Source organism: Vibrio chagasii, from assembly GCF_002954585.1.
Classification (GTDB): domain Bacteria; phylum Pseudomonadota; class Gammaproteobacteria; order Enterobacterales; family Vibrionaceae; genus Vibrio; species Vibrio chagasii_A.
Map to the genome: position 1 here is coordinate 15,830 of NZ_MSCI01000004.1, position 15,820 is coordinate 31,649.

Annotated in this window: 12 protein-coding genes; 6 read left to right on the forward strand and 6 right to left on the reverse strand. The window is 46.0% G+C overall.

The window, feature by feature from the left end:
• The first annotated feature begins 84 nt into the window (after nucleotides 1–84).
• The gene (rpoC, locus tag BTO10_RS21585) at nucleotides 85–4,287 is read left to right on the forward strand and encodes a DNA-directed RNA polymerase subunit beta' (protein WP_105025791.1); all 4,203 of its coding nucleotides are present in this window, start codon (nucleotides 85–87) and stop codon (nucleotides 4,285–4,287) included.
• A gap of 267 nt (nucleotides 4,288–4,554) precedes the next feature.
• Here the strand turns inward: rpoC and rsd are convergent, their stop codons facing one another.
• Complete coding sequence (gene rsd, locus BTO10_RS21590; RefSeq protein ID WP_105025792.1) at nucleotides 4,555–5,052, reverse strand: sigma D regulator; 498 nt, start codon at nucleotides 5,050–5,052, stop codon at nucleotides 4,555–4,557.
• Nucleotides 5,053–5,217: 165 nt separating this feature from the next.
• Between rsd and nudC the strand changes: the two genes are divergently transcribed.
• Nucleotides 5,218–6,027, forward strand: a complete 810-nt coding sequence (gene nudC, locus BTO10_RS21595; RefSeq protein ID WP_105025793.1) for an NAD(+) diphosphatase — start codon at nucleotides 5,218–5,220, stop codon at nucleotides 6,025–6,027.
• 299 nt (nucleotides 6,028–6,326) lie between these two features.
• Nucleotides 6,327–7,394, forward strand: coding sequence for a uroporphyrinogen decarboxylase (hemE, locus tag BTO10_RS21600; RefSeq protein WP_105025794.1), 1,068 nt, complete (start codon nucleotides 6,327–6,329; stop codon nucleotides 7,392–7,394).
• Between the two features lie 106 nt (nucleotides 7,395–7,500).
• Here hemE and BTO10_RS21605 read toward each other — a convergent pair whose 3' ends face one another.
• The gene (locus BTO10_RS21605; RefSeq protein ID WP_105025795.1) at nucleotides 7,501–8,094 is read right to left on the reverse strand and encodes a uracil-DNA glycosylase family protein; all 594 of its coding nucleotides are present in this window, start codon (nucleotides 8,092–8,094) and stop codon (nucleotides 7,501–7,503) included.
• A complete protein-coding gene (locus BTO10_RS21610) occupies nucleotides 8,094–9,020 on the reverse strand; it encodes a D-2-hydroxyacid dehydrogenase (protein WP_105025796.1) in 927 nt (308 codons plus the stop codon). Before BTO10_RS21610 ends, BTO10_RS21605 begins: the two co-directional genes overlap by 1 nt.
• Nucleotides 9,021–9,091: 71 nt before the next feature.
• On the opposite strand from BTO10_RS21610, the gene BTO10_RS21615 reads away from it, so the two are divergent.
• Complete coding sequence (locus BTO10_RS21615; RefSeq protein WP_004737084.1) at nucleotides 9,092–9,679, forward strand: YjaG family protein; 588 nt, start codon at nucleotides 9,092–9,094, stop codon at nucleotides 9,677–9,679.
• Between the two features lie 81 nt (nucleotides 9,680–9,760).
• Here the strand turns inward: BTO10_RS21615 and BTO10_RS21620 are convergent, their stop codons facing one another.
• A complete protein-coding gene (locus BTO10_RS21620) occupies nucleotides 9,761–10,912 on the reverse strand; it encodes a CNNM domain-containing protein (protein ID WP_004737085.1) in 1,152 nt (383 codons plus the stop codon).
• A 270-nt stretch (nucleotides 10,913–11,182) separates the two neighbouring features.
• On the opposite strand from BTO10_RS21620, the gene hupA reads away from it, so the two are divergent.
• A complete protein-coding gene (gene hupA / locus BTO10_RS21625; protein WP_004729753.1) occupies nucleotides 11,183–11,455 on the forward strand; it encodes a nucleoid-associated protein HU-alpha in 273 nt (90 codons plus the stop codon).
• Nucleotides 11,456–11,502: 47 nt separating this feature from the next.
• Nucleotides 11,503–12,207, forward strand: a complete 705-nt coding sequence (locus tag BTO10_RS21630) for a DUF1481 domain-containing protein (RefSeq protein ID WP_105025797.1) — start codon at nucleotides 11,503–11,505, stop codon at nucleotides 12,205–12,207.
• A 146-nt stretch (nucleotides 12,208–12,353) separates the two neighbouring features.
• Here the strand turns inward: BTO10_RS21630 and purD are convergent, their stop codons facing one another.
• Nucleotides 12,354–13,643, reverse strand: a complete 1,290-nt coding sequence (purD, locus tag BTO10_RS21635) for a phosphoribosylamine--glycine ligase (RefSeq protein ID WP_105025798.1) — start codon at nucleotides 13,641–13,643, stop codon at nucleotides 12,354–12,356.
• Between the two features lie 318 nt (nucleotides 13,644–13,961).
• A complete protein-coding gene (gene purH, locus BTO10_RS21640; protein WP_105025799.1) occupies nucleotides 13,962–15,554 on the reverse strand; it encodes a bifunctional phosphoribosylaminoimidazolecarboxamide formyltransferase/IMP cyclohydrolase in 1,593 nt (530 codons plus the stop codon).
• Between the last annotated feature and the right edge of the window lie 266 nt (nucleotides 15,555–15,820).

Below are 15,820 nucleotides of genomic sequence, written 5' to 3' on the forward strand. Positions count from 1 at the left end.
TTCTTTCTAGAGAAAAGAGATTATTTGGTTGAAGGTGCTCACTTTTGCGGGTGAGCCCCTTTTAACTCCTTACAGGAGCTGATTGTGAAAGACTTATTAAACTTTCTAAAAGCGCAGCATAAGACCGAAGAATTTGATGCAATCAAAATCGGTCTATCTTCACCAGACATGATCCGTTCATGGTCTTTCGGTGAAGTTAAAAAACCTGAAACGATCAACTATCGTACGTTCAAACCTGAACGCGATGGTCTGTTCTGTGCGCGTATTTTTGGTCCAGTTAAAGACTACGAATGTCTTTGTGGTAAATACAAGCGTCTGAAACACCGTGGTGTTATCTGTGAGAAGTGTGGCGTAGAAGTTACACAAACTAAAGTTCGTCGTGACCGTATGGGCCACATCGAGCTTGCTTCACCAGTTGCTCACATCTGGTTCCTAAAATCGCTACCGTCTCGTATCGGTCTACTAATGGATATCCCTCTACGTGATATCGAACGTGTTCTTTACTTCGAAATGTACGTAGTAACTGAACCAGGTATGACTGATCTAGAAAAATCTCAGATGCTTACTGAAGAAGAGTATCTGGATCGTCTAGAAGAGTGGGGTGATGAATTCACTGCTAAGATGGGTGCAGAAGCGATCAAAGATCTGCTTGCAACAATGGACCTTCATCAAGAAGTGGAAGAAATGCGCGAAGAGTTGGAAACAACTAACTCTGAAACTAAGCGTAAGAAGATCACTAAGCGCCTGAAGCTAGTTGAAGCGTTCATTGCATCGGGTAACGATCCGCAATGGATGATTCTGACTGTACTTCCGGTTCTTCCGCCAGATCTACGTCCTCTAGTACCTCTAGATGGCGGTCGTTTTGCGACTTCAGATCTGAACGACCTTTACCGTCGTGTGATCAACCGTAACAACCGTTTGAAGCGTCTTTTAGAGCTAGCTGCTCCGGACATCATCGTACGTAACGAAAAACGTATGCTGCAAGAGTCTGTTGATGCACTTCTAGATAACGGTCGCCGCGGTCGTGCAATCACAGGTTCGAACAAGCGTCCTCTGAAATCTCTTGCTGATATGATCAAGGGTAAGCAAGGTCGTTTCCGTCAGAACCTTCTAGGTAAACGTGTAGACTACTCTGGCCGTTCTGTAATCACAGTAGGTCCATACCTTCGTCTACATCAGTGTGGTCTTCCTAAGAAGATGGCACTTGAGCTATTTAAGCCGTTCATCTACAGCAAGCTAGAGACCCGTGGCATGGCTACGACAATCAAAGCTGCTAAGAAGATGGTAGAGCGCGAAGAAGCTATCGTTTGGGATATCCTAGACGAAGTAATCCGCGAACACCCAGTACTGCTTAACCGTGCACCAACACTTCACCGTCTAGGTATCCAAGCGTTTGAACCAGTACTAATCGAAGGTAAAGCGATTCAGCTTCACCCACTAGTGTGTGCGGCATACAACGCCGACTTCGATGGTGACCAAATGGCGGTACACGTGCCTCTAACTCTAGAAGCACAGCTTGAAGCACGTACTCTGATGATGTCGACAAACAACATTCTGTCGCCAGCGTCAGGTGATCCGATCATCGTACCTTCTCAGGACGTTGTATTGGGTCTTTACTACATGACTCGTGAAAAGATCAACGTGAAAGGCGAAGGTATGTACCTTGCTGGCCCTGAAGAGGCTGAGAAGGCATACCGTACTAAGACTGCTGAGCTACACGCTCGCGTTAAAGTTCGTATCACTGAGACCGTTGTAGACGAAGATGGTAACAGCACTACTGAAACGAAGCTGGTTGATACAACAGTTGGCCGTGCAATGCTATGGCAAATCGTTCCAGCTGGCCTACCGTACAGCATCGTTAACCAAAAGCTAGGTAAGAAGCAAATTTCTACCCTACTTAACGAAGCGTACCGTAAGCTTGGTCTTAAGGACACAGTAGTATTCGCTGACCAAATCATGTACGCAGGTTTTGCATACGCTGCACTTTCAGGTGTTTCTGTAGGTATCGACGATATGGTTGTACCTCAAGCGAAATACGATGAAATTGAATCTGCTGAAGAAGAAGTTCGTGAAATCCAAGAGCAATTCCAATCTGGTCTTGTTACTGCGGGTGAGCGTTACAACAAAGTTATCGATATCTGGGCATCTACGAATGACCGCGTTGCGAAAGCGATGATGGATAACCTATCTTCTGAAACAGTTATCAACCGTGACGGAGAAGAAGAACAGCAAGAATCGTTCAACAGCATCTACATGATGGCCGACTCGGGCGCACGTGGTTCTGCAGCTCAGATTCGTCAGCTAGCAGGTATGCGTGGTCTGATGGCGCGTCCAGATGGTTCAATCATCGAAACGCCGATCACAGCGAACTTTAAAGAAGGTCTAAACGTCCTTCAGTACTTTATCTCAACGCACGGTGCTCGTAAGGGTCTTGCGGATACAGCACTGAAAACAGCGAACTCGGGTTACCTAACTCGTCGTCTAGTAGACGTTGCTCAAGACGTTGTAGTTCACGAACATGACTGTGGCACGCATGAAGGTATCGACATGATGCCTCACATCGAAGGTGGTGACGTTAAAGTTGCACTTTCTGAGCTTGCTCTAGGTCGTGTAGTAGCTGAAGACGTTCTTAAGCCTGGTACTGAAGATGTACTGATTCCACGTAACACTCTGATTGATGAGAAGTGGTGTCAGATCATGGAAGACAACTCTGTAGACCGCATGAAAGTGCGTTCTGTTGTTACCTGTGATGCAGACTTCGGTTGTTGTGCACAGTGTTACGGTCGTGACCTAGCACGTGGTCACCTAGTGAACCAAGGTGAAGCAGTTGGTGTTATCGCTGCACAATCTATCGGTGAGCCGGGTACACAGCTAACGATGCGTACGTTCCACATCGGTGGTGCGGCATCTACTGCAGCAGCAGAGAACAGCATCCAAGCTAAGACAACTGGTACTGTGAAACTTCACAACGCTAAGTTCGTAATCAACAAAGATAAGAAGCTAGTTATCACCTCTCGTGCATCTGAGATGACGATTGTTGATGAGTTCGGTCGAACTAAAGAGAAGCACAAACTTCCTTACGGTTCTGTACTGAGCAAAGCGGACAACGACGCAGTAGAAGCTGGCGAAGTTGTTGCTAACTGGGAAGCGCACACTATGCCAATCATCACTGAAGTGGCAGGTCGCATCCAGTTCGTTGATATGATCGATGGCGTAACTGTTTCTCGTCAAACGGATGATCTAACTGGTCTTTCTTCTTCTGAAGTTACAGACGCAGCGGCTCGTCCAGCAGCAGGTAAAGATATGCGTCCAGCTATCAAACTTGTTGACGAGCAAGGTAACGATGTAATGATTCCTGGTACTGAAATGCCAGCTCACTACTTCCTACCTGGTAAAGCGATTGTAAACATCGAAGATGGCGCTGAAGTTGGCATTGGTGACACACTATCTCGTATCCCTCAGAAATCTGGCGGTAACAAAGATATCACCGGTGGTCTACCACGCGTAGCAGACCTATTCGAAGCTCGTAAGCCTAAAGAGCCTGCGATCCTTGCTGAGCACACTGGTACTGTGTCTTTCGGTAAAGAAACGAAAGGTAAGCGTCGTCTAGTAATCACTCGTGAAGGTGGTGACACTTACGAAGAGATGATTCCTAAGCATCGTCAATTGAACGTGTTCGAAGGTGAGAAGGTTGAACGTGGTGATGTAATCGCCGACGGTCCTGAAACTCCACACGATATCCTGCGTCTACGTGGTATCCACGCAGTAACTCAGTACATCGCGAACGAAGTTCAAGAAGTTTACCGCTTACAAGGCGTTAAGATTAACGATAAGCACATTGAGACTATCGTTCGTCAAATGCTACGTAAGTGTACAATCACACATTCTGGTGACTCTCAGTTCCTACCTGGCGAACAAGTTGAGTACCACAACGTGAAGATTGCTAACCGTAAGCTAGAAGCTGAAGGTAAAGAGCTAGTACGTTTCGAACGCGATCTACTAGGTATTACTAAAGCATCTCTTGCAACTGAGTCATTCATCTCAGCTGCATCGTTCCAAGAAACAACTCGCGTACTAACAGAAGCTGCGGTTTCTGGTAAGCGTGATGACCTTCGCGGTCTGAAAGAGAACGTAATTGTTGGTCGTCTGATCCCAGCTGGTACTGGTTTCGCATACCACCAAGAGCGTCAAGCTAAGCGTGAAGAAGAGCAGGAAGGTCCATCAGCTGAACAAGCTACTGACAACCTTGCAGCACTTCTAAATGCAGGTTTCTCTTCAGAAGAGTAATCTCTAAGAGATAACAAAAAGGCACCTTCGGGTGCCTTTTTTGTATCTGGCGTTTGGGCTATTGGTGTATGGGTTTAGGCGTACTTTTACAGATACTAGCCGGTGAACCACAAGCATCGGTGGAAACACTATAATTGTGGAAGAATCATGGATACGGATTGGTGGTTTGCTGGTGGCACTTAGGCTTCAACAAAGTTGATTGGGTAGGGGAGCGATAGGCAAAACAAAAAGCTTGCATAGAGGCAAGCTTCTTAAGAGTTCAGTTAACTAAGCGCCTGGTGGAATCGCTAAGCTGTCTGCAATAAGCTGGATAAGACTATCTTCTACCTCAAAACGTACTTCGAGTAGTTCACCTACTTTCGACATATCTCCCTCGAAGTTAGGCAACTCATCATTTGCACTTACTTTAACGTACTTGTCATTGAATTCTAGAAGCGGCTCGGTAGTAAGTACGATCTTCGCGTAAGTTGCATCAATCTCGTCATTGGTTTTAAAGCCTGTTGCTTGCCATTTCTTCATGACCATATCGTAGATCTTAAAATGGCCTTCTGAGATGTAATCGACAACATGATCACAGAATGAGCTGATTTCTTTAGGAGAAGGGAGTTCAACAACGTTTGATTGCCCGTTGCTAGCTGGCTGCAAGGCACCTAGCTTGCAATATTCGACGATGAGAGCTTGTCGAGTTTCGAGCCAATGATCGATGACCTCGCTTGAGCCACCCCATTGTTCTTGTATTTGTTTAAATTTATTTAGCATGACCATGTCCTCATGATCTGATCACAGCCTTGTGATCATTGAAATTGCCTAAGCAGGGTCCGTTTATCGATATCTACTAAAAGTAATAGCTTGAAATATTCTCTGCCACAACTCTAGTATGAAATTAGATTGCCAGTAAAATGAACGAACTGCAAGCAATGAGGCATAGGGATGTTAAAAAAAAGTGATAAGAAAATGACAGAGCAAGCTTATTGGTGCGTCGTTTCCGGTAGTGATATTTGGGTTAGTAATGACCAGTTTCCTTTTGGCTCTGCCGACGAGCTAGGGCTGAGTGTTGAGCATGCAATCTGTATTGGTCAGCATCAAGGTCGCAACGTCTATTGGTTGAACGACTGTGACGTTGAGGAAGAGCTGACGATGGTCAACCTTAGAGAGTTATTACACTGGCCTGAATCGAGTTTTCTTACTGCAAGTAAAGCCATCCAATATGGCCATATGACCCAGAGCATGCGTTTCTGCCCGCAGTGCGGTGGCCGTAATCACCTAAACCATAATCAAGTGGCGATGCAGTGTGGAGACTGTCGTACTCTGCATTATCCGCGTATTTTCCCATGCATCATTGTCGCTGTACGCAACGACAACAAGATATTACTCGCGCAGCACCCAAGGCATAAAACGGGCATGTATACCGTTATAGCGGGCTTCTTAGAGGTCGGAGAGACCTTAGAACAGTGCGTAGCACGCGAAGTCAAAGAAGAGACAGGGATTGATGTGGATAACATTCGCTATTTTGGCAGCCAACCTTGGGCATTCCCGTCGAGTATGATGATGGGCTTTCTTGCTGACTATGCTGGTGGTACGCTCAAACCAGATTATAGCGAGTTATCCGATGCGCAATGGTGTGATGTGACGACTCTGCCAGACGTGGCGCCTGTGGGCACCATTGCGAGACAGCTGATAGAGAAAACTGTTGATGACGTGATCAAAGCGGGCTCAGCAGAACAAGCGTTGGAGCACTAAATCGCCTGTAATCGTATTTGGCCTATGGGTGGTCAAAAGCTAAAAAAAACCCTCCACAAGTGGAGGGGGTAAGTAAGATGTCGTTATGAGATGCTGAGTAGTGACTACTCAGGTGTTATAATTGTAATTTTCGCTAGCGAACAAATTTTTAACATGCTCCCTTAATTGGGTGCAAATTAAGCATTGATTTAAAAGTTAATAACTTGATCTAGGTTGCAAAGCACACAGCTTTTACCCCTCAATCAGTGTTAGAATACTTGCCATCAAAATTAGACAAGATTGAATTGGAATTTAACGGAATGACCGAATTAAAGAACGATCGCTATTTACGCGCACTTTTAAAGCAGCCTGTTGATTACACACCGGTATGGATGATGCGCCAAGCTGGCCGCTATCTTCCAGAGTACAAGGCAACTCGTGCTGAAGCGGGTGACTTTATGTCACTTTGTAAGAACGCTGAACTGGCATCTGAAGTAACGCTTCAACCTCTGCGTCGCTTCCCTCTTGATGCAGCAATCTTGTTCTCAGATATTTTGACGATACCTGATGCGATGGGTCTTGAGCTGCGCTTTGCTGCGGGTGAAGGTCCGGTATTTGATAAACCAATTACCTGCAAAGCAGACGTAGAGCAAATTGGCTTGCCAGACCCAGAAGGTGAGCTGCAATACGTAATGAACGCAGTACGTCAAATCCGCAAAGATTTGAACGGTGACGTTCCATTGATCGGCTTCTCTGGTAGTCCATGGACTCTAGCGACTTACATGGTTGAAGGTGGAAGCTCTAAAGCATTCACTAAGATCAAGAAGATGATGTACGCAGAACCACAAACGCTGCACTTACTTCTAGATAAGCTAGCAGACAGCGTTATCGAATACCTAAACGCGCAAATCAAAGCGGGTGCTCAGTCGGTAATGGTATTTGATACATGGGGTGGTGTACTGACTCCTCGTGATTACAATCTATTCTCACTGCAATACATGCACAAAATCGTTGATGGTCTAATCCGTGAAAACGATGGTCGTCGTGTACCAGTAACACTATTCACTAAGAACGGTGGCATGTGGCTGGAGCAGATCGCAGCAACGGGCTGTGATGCAGTTGGCCTAGACTGGACTATCAACATCCAAGACGCAGTTAAGCGCGTGGGTGATAAGGTTGCTCTGCAAGGTAACATGGATCCTTCAATGCTTTACGCTTCTCCAGAGCGTATCCGTGAAGAGGTATCGACTATCCTTGAAGGCTTTGGCGATGCTGGTACTGGCCACGTATTTAACCTAGGCCACGGTATTCACTTAGATGTGCCGCCAGAAAACGCTGGTGTGTTCGTTGACGCTGTTCACGAACTATCTAAGCCTTACCATAAGTAATTCTGAGTAAGATAATTGAAAGCGCTGCTGGGTAACTGGCAGCGCTTTTTTATTGCCTTCAGATTGGTAATTCTATACTCGTTTAATTTCGGCTGTGTGCAGCTCATTAGGCATTTGGATCATGGTAGGCCAAATGCTCTGAGATGTGTTTGCGTATGTAAGGAATAACCTCACTTTCAAACCATGGGTTCTTCTTGAGCCAAATATTATTGCGTGGTGAAGGGTGGGGAAGTGGTAAAAACTCTGGGGCCCAAACCTGCCAGTTTTTGACAGTCTCTGTCAGTGTCTTGGTGGCTCTTTCCTTCAAATAGTAGTTTTGCGCATACTGCCCAATCAAAAGTGTCATTTGAACATTGGGCAGTGACTGCAATACTTTCTTGTGCCAGAGCTCAGCACACTCCTTACGTGGTGGCAGATCGCCACTCTTCCCTTTACCTGGGTAGCAGAAACCCATAGGTACAATCGCGACCTTTTGTTCGTCATAAAAGGTATCGCTGTCTATCCCTAGCCATTCTCTTAATCGCTCGCCACTGGCGTCATTCCAAGGGATGGAGGATTCATGTACTTTGATACCTGGCGCTTGCCCAATGATTAGCAAGCGTGCATTTGGGTGGGCTTGGATAACCGGGTTAGCACCATGTGAAAGGTGGGGTTCACAAGCTCGGCACTTTCTTATCTCGGTGAGTAATGGTGAGCTCATCAGTAACCTTTATCAAAGTCGATGACATGGTTTAGGGTAAACCCATCTCGCCACTGCTTGTAGTTTTCTGCGAAGATCTCGACCACCTGTCTCGGTTCACTGAGTGCGGCAATGTGCGGTGTAATAGTGACTTGTGGCAGTTTCCAGAAAGGGTGATCTTGAGAAAGAGGCTCATGTTCAAACACATCAAGGAATGCATGCTCAACCCAACGGTTTTTAATCGCCAATAACAGCGCCTTATTATCGATGCTTTCGCCTCGCCCAACATTGAACAGCAGTACGTTAGAGCAGTAGCCAAGGGTCGTTTGGTTGAGCAGTTGATAGGTTTCAGCGGTTGAAGGTAACGTGTTGACCACAATGTCCGCTTGCTTGAGAGCCGCCTCTAGTTCATTGATGTGGAAAGTATCTTTAAAGGCTTCGTGCTTTGGGGGAATGCCTGTGCGATTGACTCCTATGGTGTGAATACCAAAGGCTGATGCGGCTTGCGCTAGATGACTGCCAATTGAACCCGTACCTAAAACCACCATGGTTTTATCGGTAAGGCTAGTATAAAGCTGAGGTTGCCAATTTTGTTGCTGTTGTTGCTGGTGGTAGTGGGAAAAGTGTCTGAAGTGGCTAATGGTATAACCTAGTACGTACTCTGCGATCGCTGGCCCGAAGATACCTTTCACGTTAGTTAGGGTGTAATCATGGCGCAGGTTGGGCTGAGTGAGTTTATTGATACCAGCGTAGGTACTTTGTAGCCAATCTAACTGCGTAAATTCATCCAGACGATCAGCGATGAGAGGAGGTGAGGCTAATACGATCTCTGCAGACTCTGGGTTTTGAGTGATTTCTAGGTCGGGTAAATCTTGGTTTAGAATCAGTTGTACGTAAGTATCGTCATGCTCAGTAGCAATATAGAGCTTATTAGTAAAATTGTTCATCGGCTTACCTTTTCCCCCCAGGGTTTATCAAGTACACTTTCGCTGTCTTTTTCTGCAATTATTGAGTGACTATGCTTCAGAATCCACTGCAGGTTCGTCTTGAAAAGTTAGAACCTTGGCAACAAATTACCTTTATGGCGTGTCTATGCGAGCGTATGTACCCTAACTATGCCATGTTTTGTGAGAATACAGAATTTGCGGAAGCTCGAATCTATCGTGATGTTTTGGATAGTATTTGGGAAATCCTAACGGTTAAAACGGCGAAGGTGAACTTTGAGCGCCAATTAGAGAAGGTTGAAGAACTTTTCCCTAGCGCAGACGATTTTGACTTCTATGGTGTTTACCCTGCAATGGACGCTTGCCAAGGTTTGGCAACGCTTGTTCATGGTCTGCTTGACCGCGAGCATATGTTTGAAGCTGTAATTAAAGTAAGCCAACAGTCGGTTAAAACGGTTGCTGAGCTTGAGTTTGCTCAAGGCGCTGAAGAAGTGACCAACGAAAATCAGAAAGAAAACGAAGCGGTATGTGAAGAGTGGGACGTTCAGTGGGCCATTTTCCGACCACTGCGTGAAGCGACGGAACGTGATATCGAGTTGATTAAAGACTTACGCCACGAACTGCGTGAAGAACCAGTAAGTAACATTGGCGTTACTCTATAAGTCCGCAATCGAACCAAAGTACATATAAAAACAAAGGCTCCCTTGGGAGCCTTTGTTGTATCTATTGATAACCAATTCAGATTAAGCGTCTTTTTTCTCTTCTTTAGACGCTTGCTCTTTGTCGGTTGCCTTCGAATCTGAAGTATCGCTATCCGCTTGAGTTTCTTCTTCCAACTCGTCTTCTTCATCGCGGCTCTCAATTACGCCGTGTTTCTCTTTCCATTTTTCCCAGCGTTGGAACGCCAACTCTTGCATGTCGGTCGTTTTATCCGCTTCATCAACAATCTCTTCACCTACTAGGTGCTCAAAGATGTCTTCTAGGGTAATGATGCCCTGAATTGTGCCGTATTCATCAACAACAAGAGATAGCTGAAGGCGTTGAGCCATCATCTGATCGAACGCTTTTGGTAATGGCAGATTGTTCAGTAACACGTGAATAGGGCGCATTACGTCACCTAGTGGCTTTTCGCCACAACCCGCTTGTTGCAGCTTGAACAGCTCTAAGCGGTGTACAAAGCCGATGATGTTGTCACTCTGCTCGCTGTAAACCAGCGGACGTGAGAATGGCGTGTCTTTATGGTCCGCAAGGAACTGATTGATGCTCATTTCAGCATCGACACGGAACACAACCGGACGTGGTGTCATTACTTGAGTCACAGGCACATCTTGAATGCCTAATAAGTTACTTAGGATTTTCGACTCGCCTTCTGCAAACTCACCACTCTCTTTTGCCAAAATCGCCATTGCAGATAGCTCGTCACGCATTTTGGGTGCTTCGTGACCACGAGCCAAGCGCTTAGTGATTTGCTCTGAGAACCACACAAATGGAGTTAGGAAGAATACCATCCAGCGAAGTACGGTTGCCGATGCTGGCGCAAGTTGACGCCAGTAAGTTGCACCAATTGTTTTTGGAACGATTTCAGACAGTACTAAGATACCTAGAGTCAGTACGGCAGAGAATACACCTAGCCATTGGCTACCAAAAACCACCGCCGCTTGTGCACCTGCGGTCGCAGCACCGATTGTGTGCGCGATGGTGTTAAGCGTTAAAATTGACGCTAGTGGGCGGTCGATGTCTGTTTTCAGTTTGTCTAACGACTCTGCTGCAGGATGCCCATTTTGTTTTAGTTGAGCGATGTAGCTCGGACTAATACTCAAAAGTACAGCTTCCAAAACAGAACAAATGAAAGAAACTCCAATGGCGATGGAGACGTAAATAGTTAGCAGCAGCATGTTTGCCCTTAAATTAAATTGTACGCTTTATCAGCGATTCAGCGTGGATTATAGAGAAAAAGTAGTGGCTAGGTCATCATTAATTTTGCGCTCAGCCCCTTTTAAACAAGGGCTTGCTCAATAAAATCAGTAACAAATTGTGAGTTATTACTCATATTATGGCTAAAACTACGGCATTAGAGTCAAAGATCGGCGACAAACCTTTGCCAGATGGGGCATTTATGTTTTAGAGTGAATTGAATTCAAAAATACAAAGAAGGGAAACCTAAAATGAACAAGACTCAATTAATCGACTTTATTGCTGAAAAAGCGGACCTTTCTAAAGCACAAGCTAAAGCTGCTCTAGAAGCGACTCTTGGTGGTGTAACAGATGCTCTTAAAGATGGCGATCAAGTTCAGCTAATTGGTTTTGGTACTTTTAAAGTAAACCACCGTGCAGCTCGCACTGGTCGCAACCCAAAAACTGGTGATGAGATCCAAATCGCTGCTGCAAACGTTCCAGCATTTGTTGCAGGTAAAGCGCTGAAAGATTCAGTGAAATAATCTAAACTGTACCGAGGTAGTCGTATTCCACCTCGGTACAGGTTTTTATGAAAAAAGCATTTCTTCTCGTTTCACTATTATCTACATTTCTCATTGGCTGTTCTTCAACAAGCCCTCGCAAAAACCTAGAACAATTTGAAACTTACACCGGCGGCCAAGTCATGGGCGACGCGACAAGTTTTTACTGGGTGACCAACAAGCTCACGCAACCTCATACATCAGCAGATTACGTTACCGTCGGTGATTACGGTTGGTATCAAACGGATTACGCCTGGTCGGAAGGTGTACTTCGCGAATTTATCCGTGAAGGCGAGCAGCGCAACGCATCGAATGAACTGGCCCCATATCGTGTTCATGTACGTTTCAACAAGTCAGGCGAAGCTGTGTACCAGCAGTACCGCATTGCTGGCAAAATTCTACCTATCCGATCGTCACAGTTAGAAACCTATAAGAAAGAAGCCTCACAGGTCTTAGAGACCACTGCTAAGCAGAATGATGAAGGGTTCAAATTGGTCCAAGGCTATTGGAACGGTCAATCTTTCGAAACTTGCTCGGGTAAAGAGTTTTCAAGCATCGATATTAACCAAGCCTTACCCAACTTTGTGATTAACCGTTTGGCATCAGTGGAAAGTTATGCGGCGTTTCTTGGCAGTGACTCACTAGGAAAAATCACTGTAGAGGAGCTATTGATGTTAGCGGAAGAAAGCCATGATTGTGTTGCAAGACCATCACTGCTGAAGAGTAGCGAATAGATCATTAAAAGCATTTGGCCTACGGTAGGCTAAATACTTATTAGTCTGTACATGTGTATGTCGGACAATAAAAAAGGCGCCCATTTAGGCGCCTTTTTCTATTCTTGGCTTGCTGTCATTGGAAAGTAAGCGAGTGACGACAGTGATTACTGCTCTTGCTCGCGTGCAATCGCACGGTAACCAATGTCATTGCGGTGGAACATACCATTCCAGCTCACTTGCTTAGTTAGCGCGTAAGCACGCTCCTGAGCTTCAGAAACCGTGTTACCCAGTGCTGTAGCACAAAGTACACGACCACCGTTTGTCACAACATCGCCAGCTTCGTTATTTGCAGTACCAGCGTGGAAAATCTTTTGACCTTCAACTTCGCTTGTCGGTAATGAAATTACGTCACCTTTTGCGTAGTCAGCAGGGTAGCCGCCAGCCGCAAGAACAACACCGATCGAAGCGCGTGGATCCCACTTAGATTCTGCTTCGTCCAACTTCTCGTCGATAGCCATTAGGCAAAGTTCAACAAGGTCTGACTCCATACGCATCATGATAGGTTGCGTTTCTGGATCGCCGAAGCGGCAGTTGTATTCAATAACTTTCGGAGTGCCTTCAGCATCGATCATTAGGCCTGCGTATAGGAAACCAGTGTAAGGTGCGCCTTCTGCATCCATGCCACGTACCGTTGGGTAGATAACTTCTTCAAGGATACGGTTGTGGATTTCAGGCGTTACCACTGGAGCTGGGGAGTAAGCACCCATGCCGCCCGTGTTAGGACCTGTGTCTTTGTCGCCAACACGTTTGTGGTCTTGGCTGGTGGCCATAGGCAAAACGCTTGAGCCATCAACCATCACGATGAAGCTTGCTTCTTCGCCTTCAAGGAACTCTTCGATAACCACGCGGCTGCCAGCTTCGCCAAATGCGTTGCCTGCTAGCATGTCTTTGATTGCCTCTTCTGCTTCTTCAAGAGTCATCGCAACGATAACGCCTTTACCAGCGGCAAGGCCATCAGCTTTAACAACGATTGGTGTGCCTTGCTCACGAACATAAGCGATAGCTGGTTCAATCTCAGTGAAGTTCGCGTAAGAACCGGTTGGGATATCGTGACGAGCTAGGAAGTCTTTAGTGAATGCTTTAGAGCCTTCTAGCTGTGCTGCCGCTTGAGTTGGTCCAAAGATAGGTAGACTCACTTCGCGGAACGCGTCAACCACACCAATAACTAATGGCGCTTCTGGACCTACGATAGTTAGTTCGATTTTTTTCTCTTGAGCAAATGCTACTAAACCAGCGATGTCTTCAACGCCGATGTTTACGTTTTCTAGTTTTGGCTCAAGTGCAGTACCTGCGTTACCTGGAGCAACGAATACTGTTTCAACGTTTGGGTTTTGTGCTGCTTTCCAACCAAGTGCGTGCTCACGACCGCCGGCACCGATGATCAATACATTCATGTTTTAATCCTTCAATCAAAAATCGTCATTCTCGAAGTTGAGGAACGAAACTGTCGGGAATCTGTTTAACGTTTTAAACCAAGAGATTCCGTATTACGCTCGTTCCTCGCTATACGGAATGACGGTTTTGAGAAATTTAAGTTAAGTCTTGCTCAAAGTAGTTGGTACTTACGCCATTCAACTATTCGAGGTCTCTTTAAATCAGTGGGAGCGCTAACAAGGCGACAAGTGAGCTTATCCCTATGAGCATAGCTTGCTATGTGATTAGGGTAAGCGAACGTAGTCAACGCAGTTACCGCTCCAATGATGACAAGAGAATTAGTGGCGGAAGTGACGCATGCCCGTAAAGATCATCGCCATACCGTGCTCGTCTGCTGCAGCAATAACTTCGTCATCACGCATAGAGCCACCCGGTTGAATCACACACTTTATGCCCGCTTCTGCCGCCGCGTCGATGCCGTCACGGAATGGGAAGAATGCGTCTGATGCCATTACACAACCTTCAACCTGTAGACCTTCGTCTGCAGCTTTGATACCTGCGATTTTCGCAGAGTAAACGCGGCTCATTTGGCCAGCGCCTACACCGATAGTCATGTCACCTTTCGAGTAAACGATCGCGTTAGATTTCACGTACTTCGCTACTTTCCAGCAGAATAGAGCGTCTTTTAGCTCTTCAGCGGTTGGTTGACGCTTAGAAACGACTTTAAGGTCATCTTCAGACACCATGCCTTGGTCGCGGTCTTGAACCAGTAGGCCGCCGTTAACGCGCTTCACGTCAAAGCCAGTTGTCTTAGTTGTCCACTCACCACACTCAAGTAGGCGAAGGTTTTTCTTAGCCGCAACGATTTCTACTGCTTCAGCAGAAACAGAAGGTGCAATGATAACTTCAACGAATTGGCGCTCAGTGATAGCCGTTGCTGTTGCTGCGTCTAGTTCGCGGTTGAATGCGATGATGCCGCCAAATGCAGACGTTGGGTCTGTTTTGAATGCACGGTCGTAAGCTTCTAGGATATTTTCACCTAGTGCTACACCACATGGGTTAGCGTGCTTAACAATCACACATGCTGGCTCGTCGAACTCTTTCACACACTCAAGTGCTGCATCTGTGTCAGCGATGTTGTTGTAAGAAAGGGCTTTACCTTGGATTTGGCGAGCAGTAGAAACAGACGCTTCTTCTGGGTTTGCTTCAACGTAGAATGCAGCTGCTTGGTGGCTGTTCTCACCGTAGCGCATGTCTTGTTTTTTCTCGAACTGTTGGTTGAACGTACGAGGGAACTTAGACTCTTCATCACCTTCCTTGTTCTCACCGTAAGATGGAACCATAGTGCCGAAGTAGTTAGCGATCATGCCGTCGTAAGAAGCTGTATGTTCGAATGCTGCGATAGCTAGGTCGAAGCGCGTCTCTAGAGTTAGAGATTTCTCGTTTGCGTCCATTTCAGTGATAACGCGATCGTAGTCGTGAGCGTTAACAACGATAGTTACGTCTTTATGGTTTTTCGCTGCAGAGCGAACCATTGTTGGACCACCGATATCGATGTTCTCAACTGCGTCAGCAAGCGTACAGCCTTCTTTAGCTACGGTTTCTGCGAATGGGTATAGGTTGACAACAACCATATCGATAGGATTGATGCCGTGAGTTGCCATCACGTCATCGTCTTGGCCGCGACGGCCTAGAACACCACCATGAACTTTTGGATGCAGAGTCTTAACACGGCCGTCCATCATTTCTGGGAAACCAGTGTAGTCAGATACTTCTGTAACAGAGATGCCTTTTTCAGCAAGCAGGCGAGCAGTGCCACCGGTAGATAGGATATCTACGCCACGGTTAGCAAGAGCTTGTGCAAATTCAACGATACCAGTTTTGTCTGATACGCTGATTAGAGCGCGGCGAATTGGACGAGCGTTATTCATGCTTCCATCTTCCTCAAATTCATGGGGTTAAAATAAAGATATTTGCCAAAAAAGAACTTGTTTCTATCTTCTCAACGTGGATTATTCTAGATTCCAGTAAGAGATAAAATATTGGCCAGTTTTGGTAAAGACCTTTGAGGTTAGTCTTGCGATTAAGCTATAAGATAACCAACTCCAAATTTGATGGCGCAGATTCTAACTAATTTATTACAAAAAAGCTCGCGCAATCGTTTGGCATCTCAAAAATAATTATGAAAAGTGCCATT

Excerpts from the sequence above, each read along its gene's own strand:
- BTO10_RS21605 (WP_105025795.1), bottom strand. The coding sequence starts at position 8,094 with ATGAGCTCACCATTACTCACCGAGATAAGAAAGTGCCGAGCTTGTGAA.
- hupA (WP_004729753.1), top strand. The coding sequence starts at position 11,183 with ATGAACAAGACTCAATTAATCGACTTTATTGCTGAAAAAGCGGACCTT.
- nudC (WP_105025793.1), top strand. The coding sequence starts at position 5,218 with ATGTTAAAAAAAAGTGATAAGAAAATGACAGAGCAAGCTTATTGGTGC.
- purD (WP_105025798.1), bottom strand. The coding sequence starts at position 13,643 with ATGAATGTATTGATCATCGGTGCCGGCGGTCGTGAGCACGCACTTGGT.
- purH (WP_105025799.1), bottom strand. The coding sequence starts at position 15,554 with ATGAATAACGCTCGTCCAATTCGCCGCGCTCTAATCAGCGTATCAGAC.
- BTO10_RS21620 (WP_004737085.1), bottom strand. The coding sequence starts at position 10,912 with ATGCTGCTGCTAACTATTTACGTCTCCATCGCCATTGGAGTTTCTTTC.
- hemE (WP_105025794.1), top strand. The coding sequence starts at position 6,327 with ATGACCGAATTAAAGAACGATCGCTATTTACGCGCACTTTTAAAGCAG.
- BTO10_RS21615 (WP_004737084.1), top strand. The coding sequence starts at position 9,092 with ATGCTTCAGAATCCACTGCAGGTTCGTCTTGAAAAGTTAGAACCTTGG.
- BTO10_RS21630 (WP_105025797.1), top strand. The coding sequence starts at position 11,503 with ATGAAAAAAGCATTTCTTCTCGTTTCACTATTATCTACATTTCTCATT.
- rsd (WP_105025792.1), bottom strand. The coding sequence starts at position 5,052 with ATGGTCATGCTAAATAAATTTAAACAAATACAAGAACAATGGGGTGGC.
- BTO10_RS21610 (WP_105025796.1), bottom strand. The coding sequence starts at position 9,020 with ATGAACAATTTTACTAATAAGCTCTATATTGCTACTGAGCATGACGAT.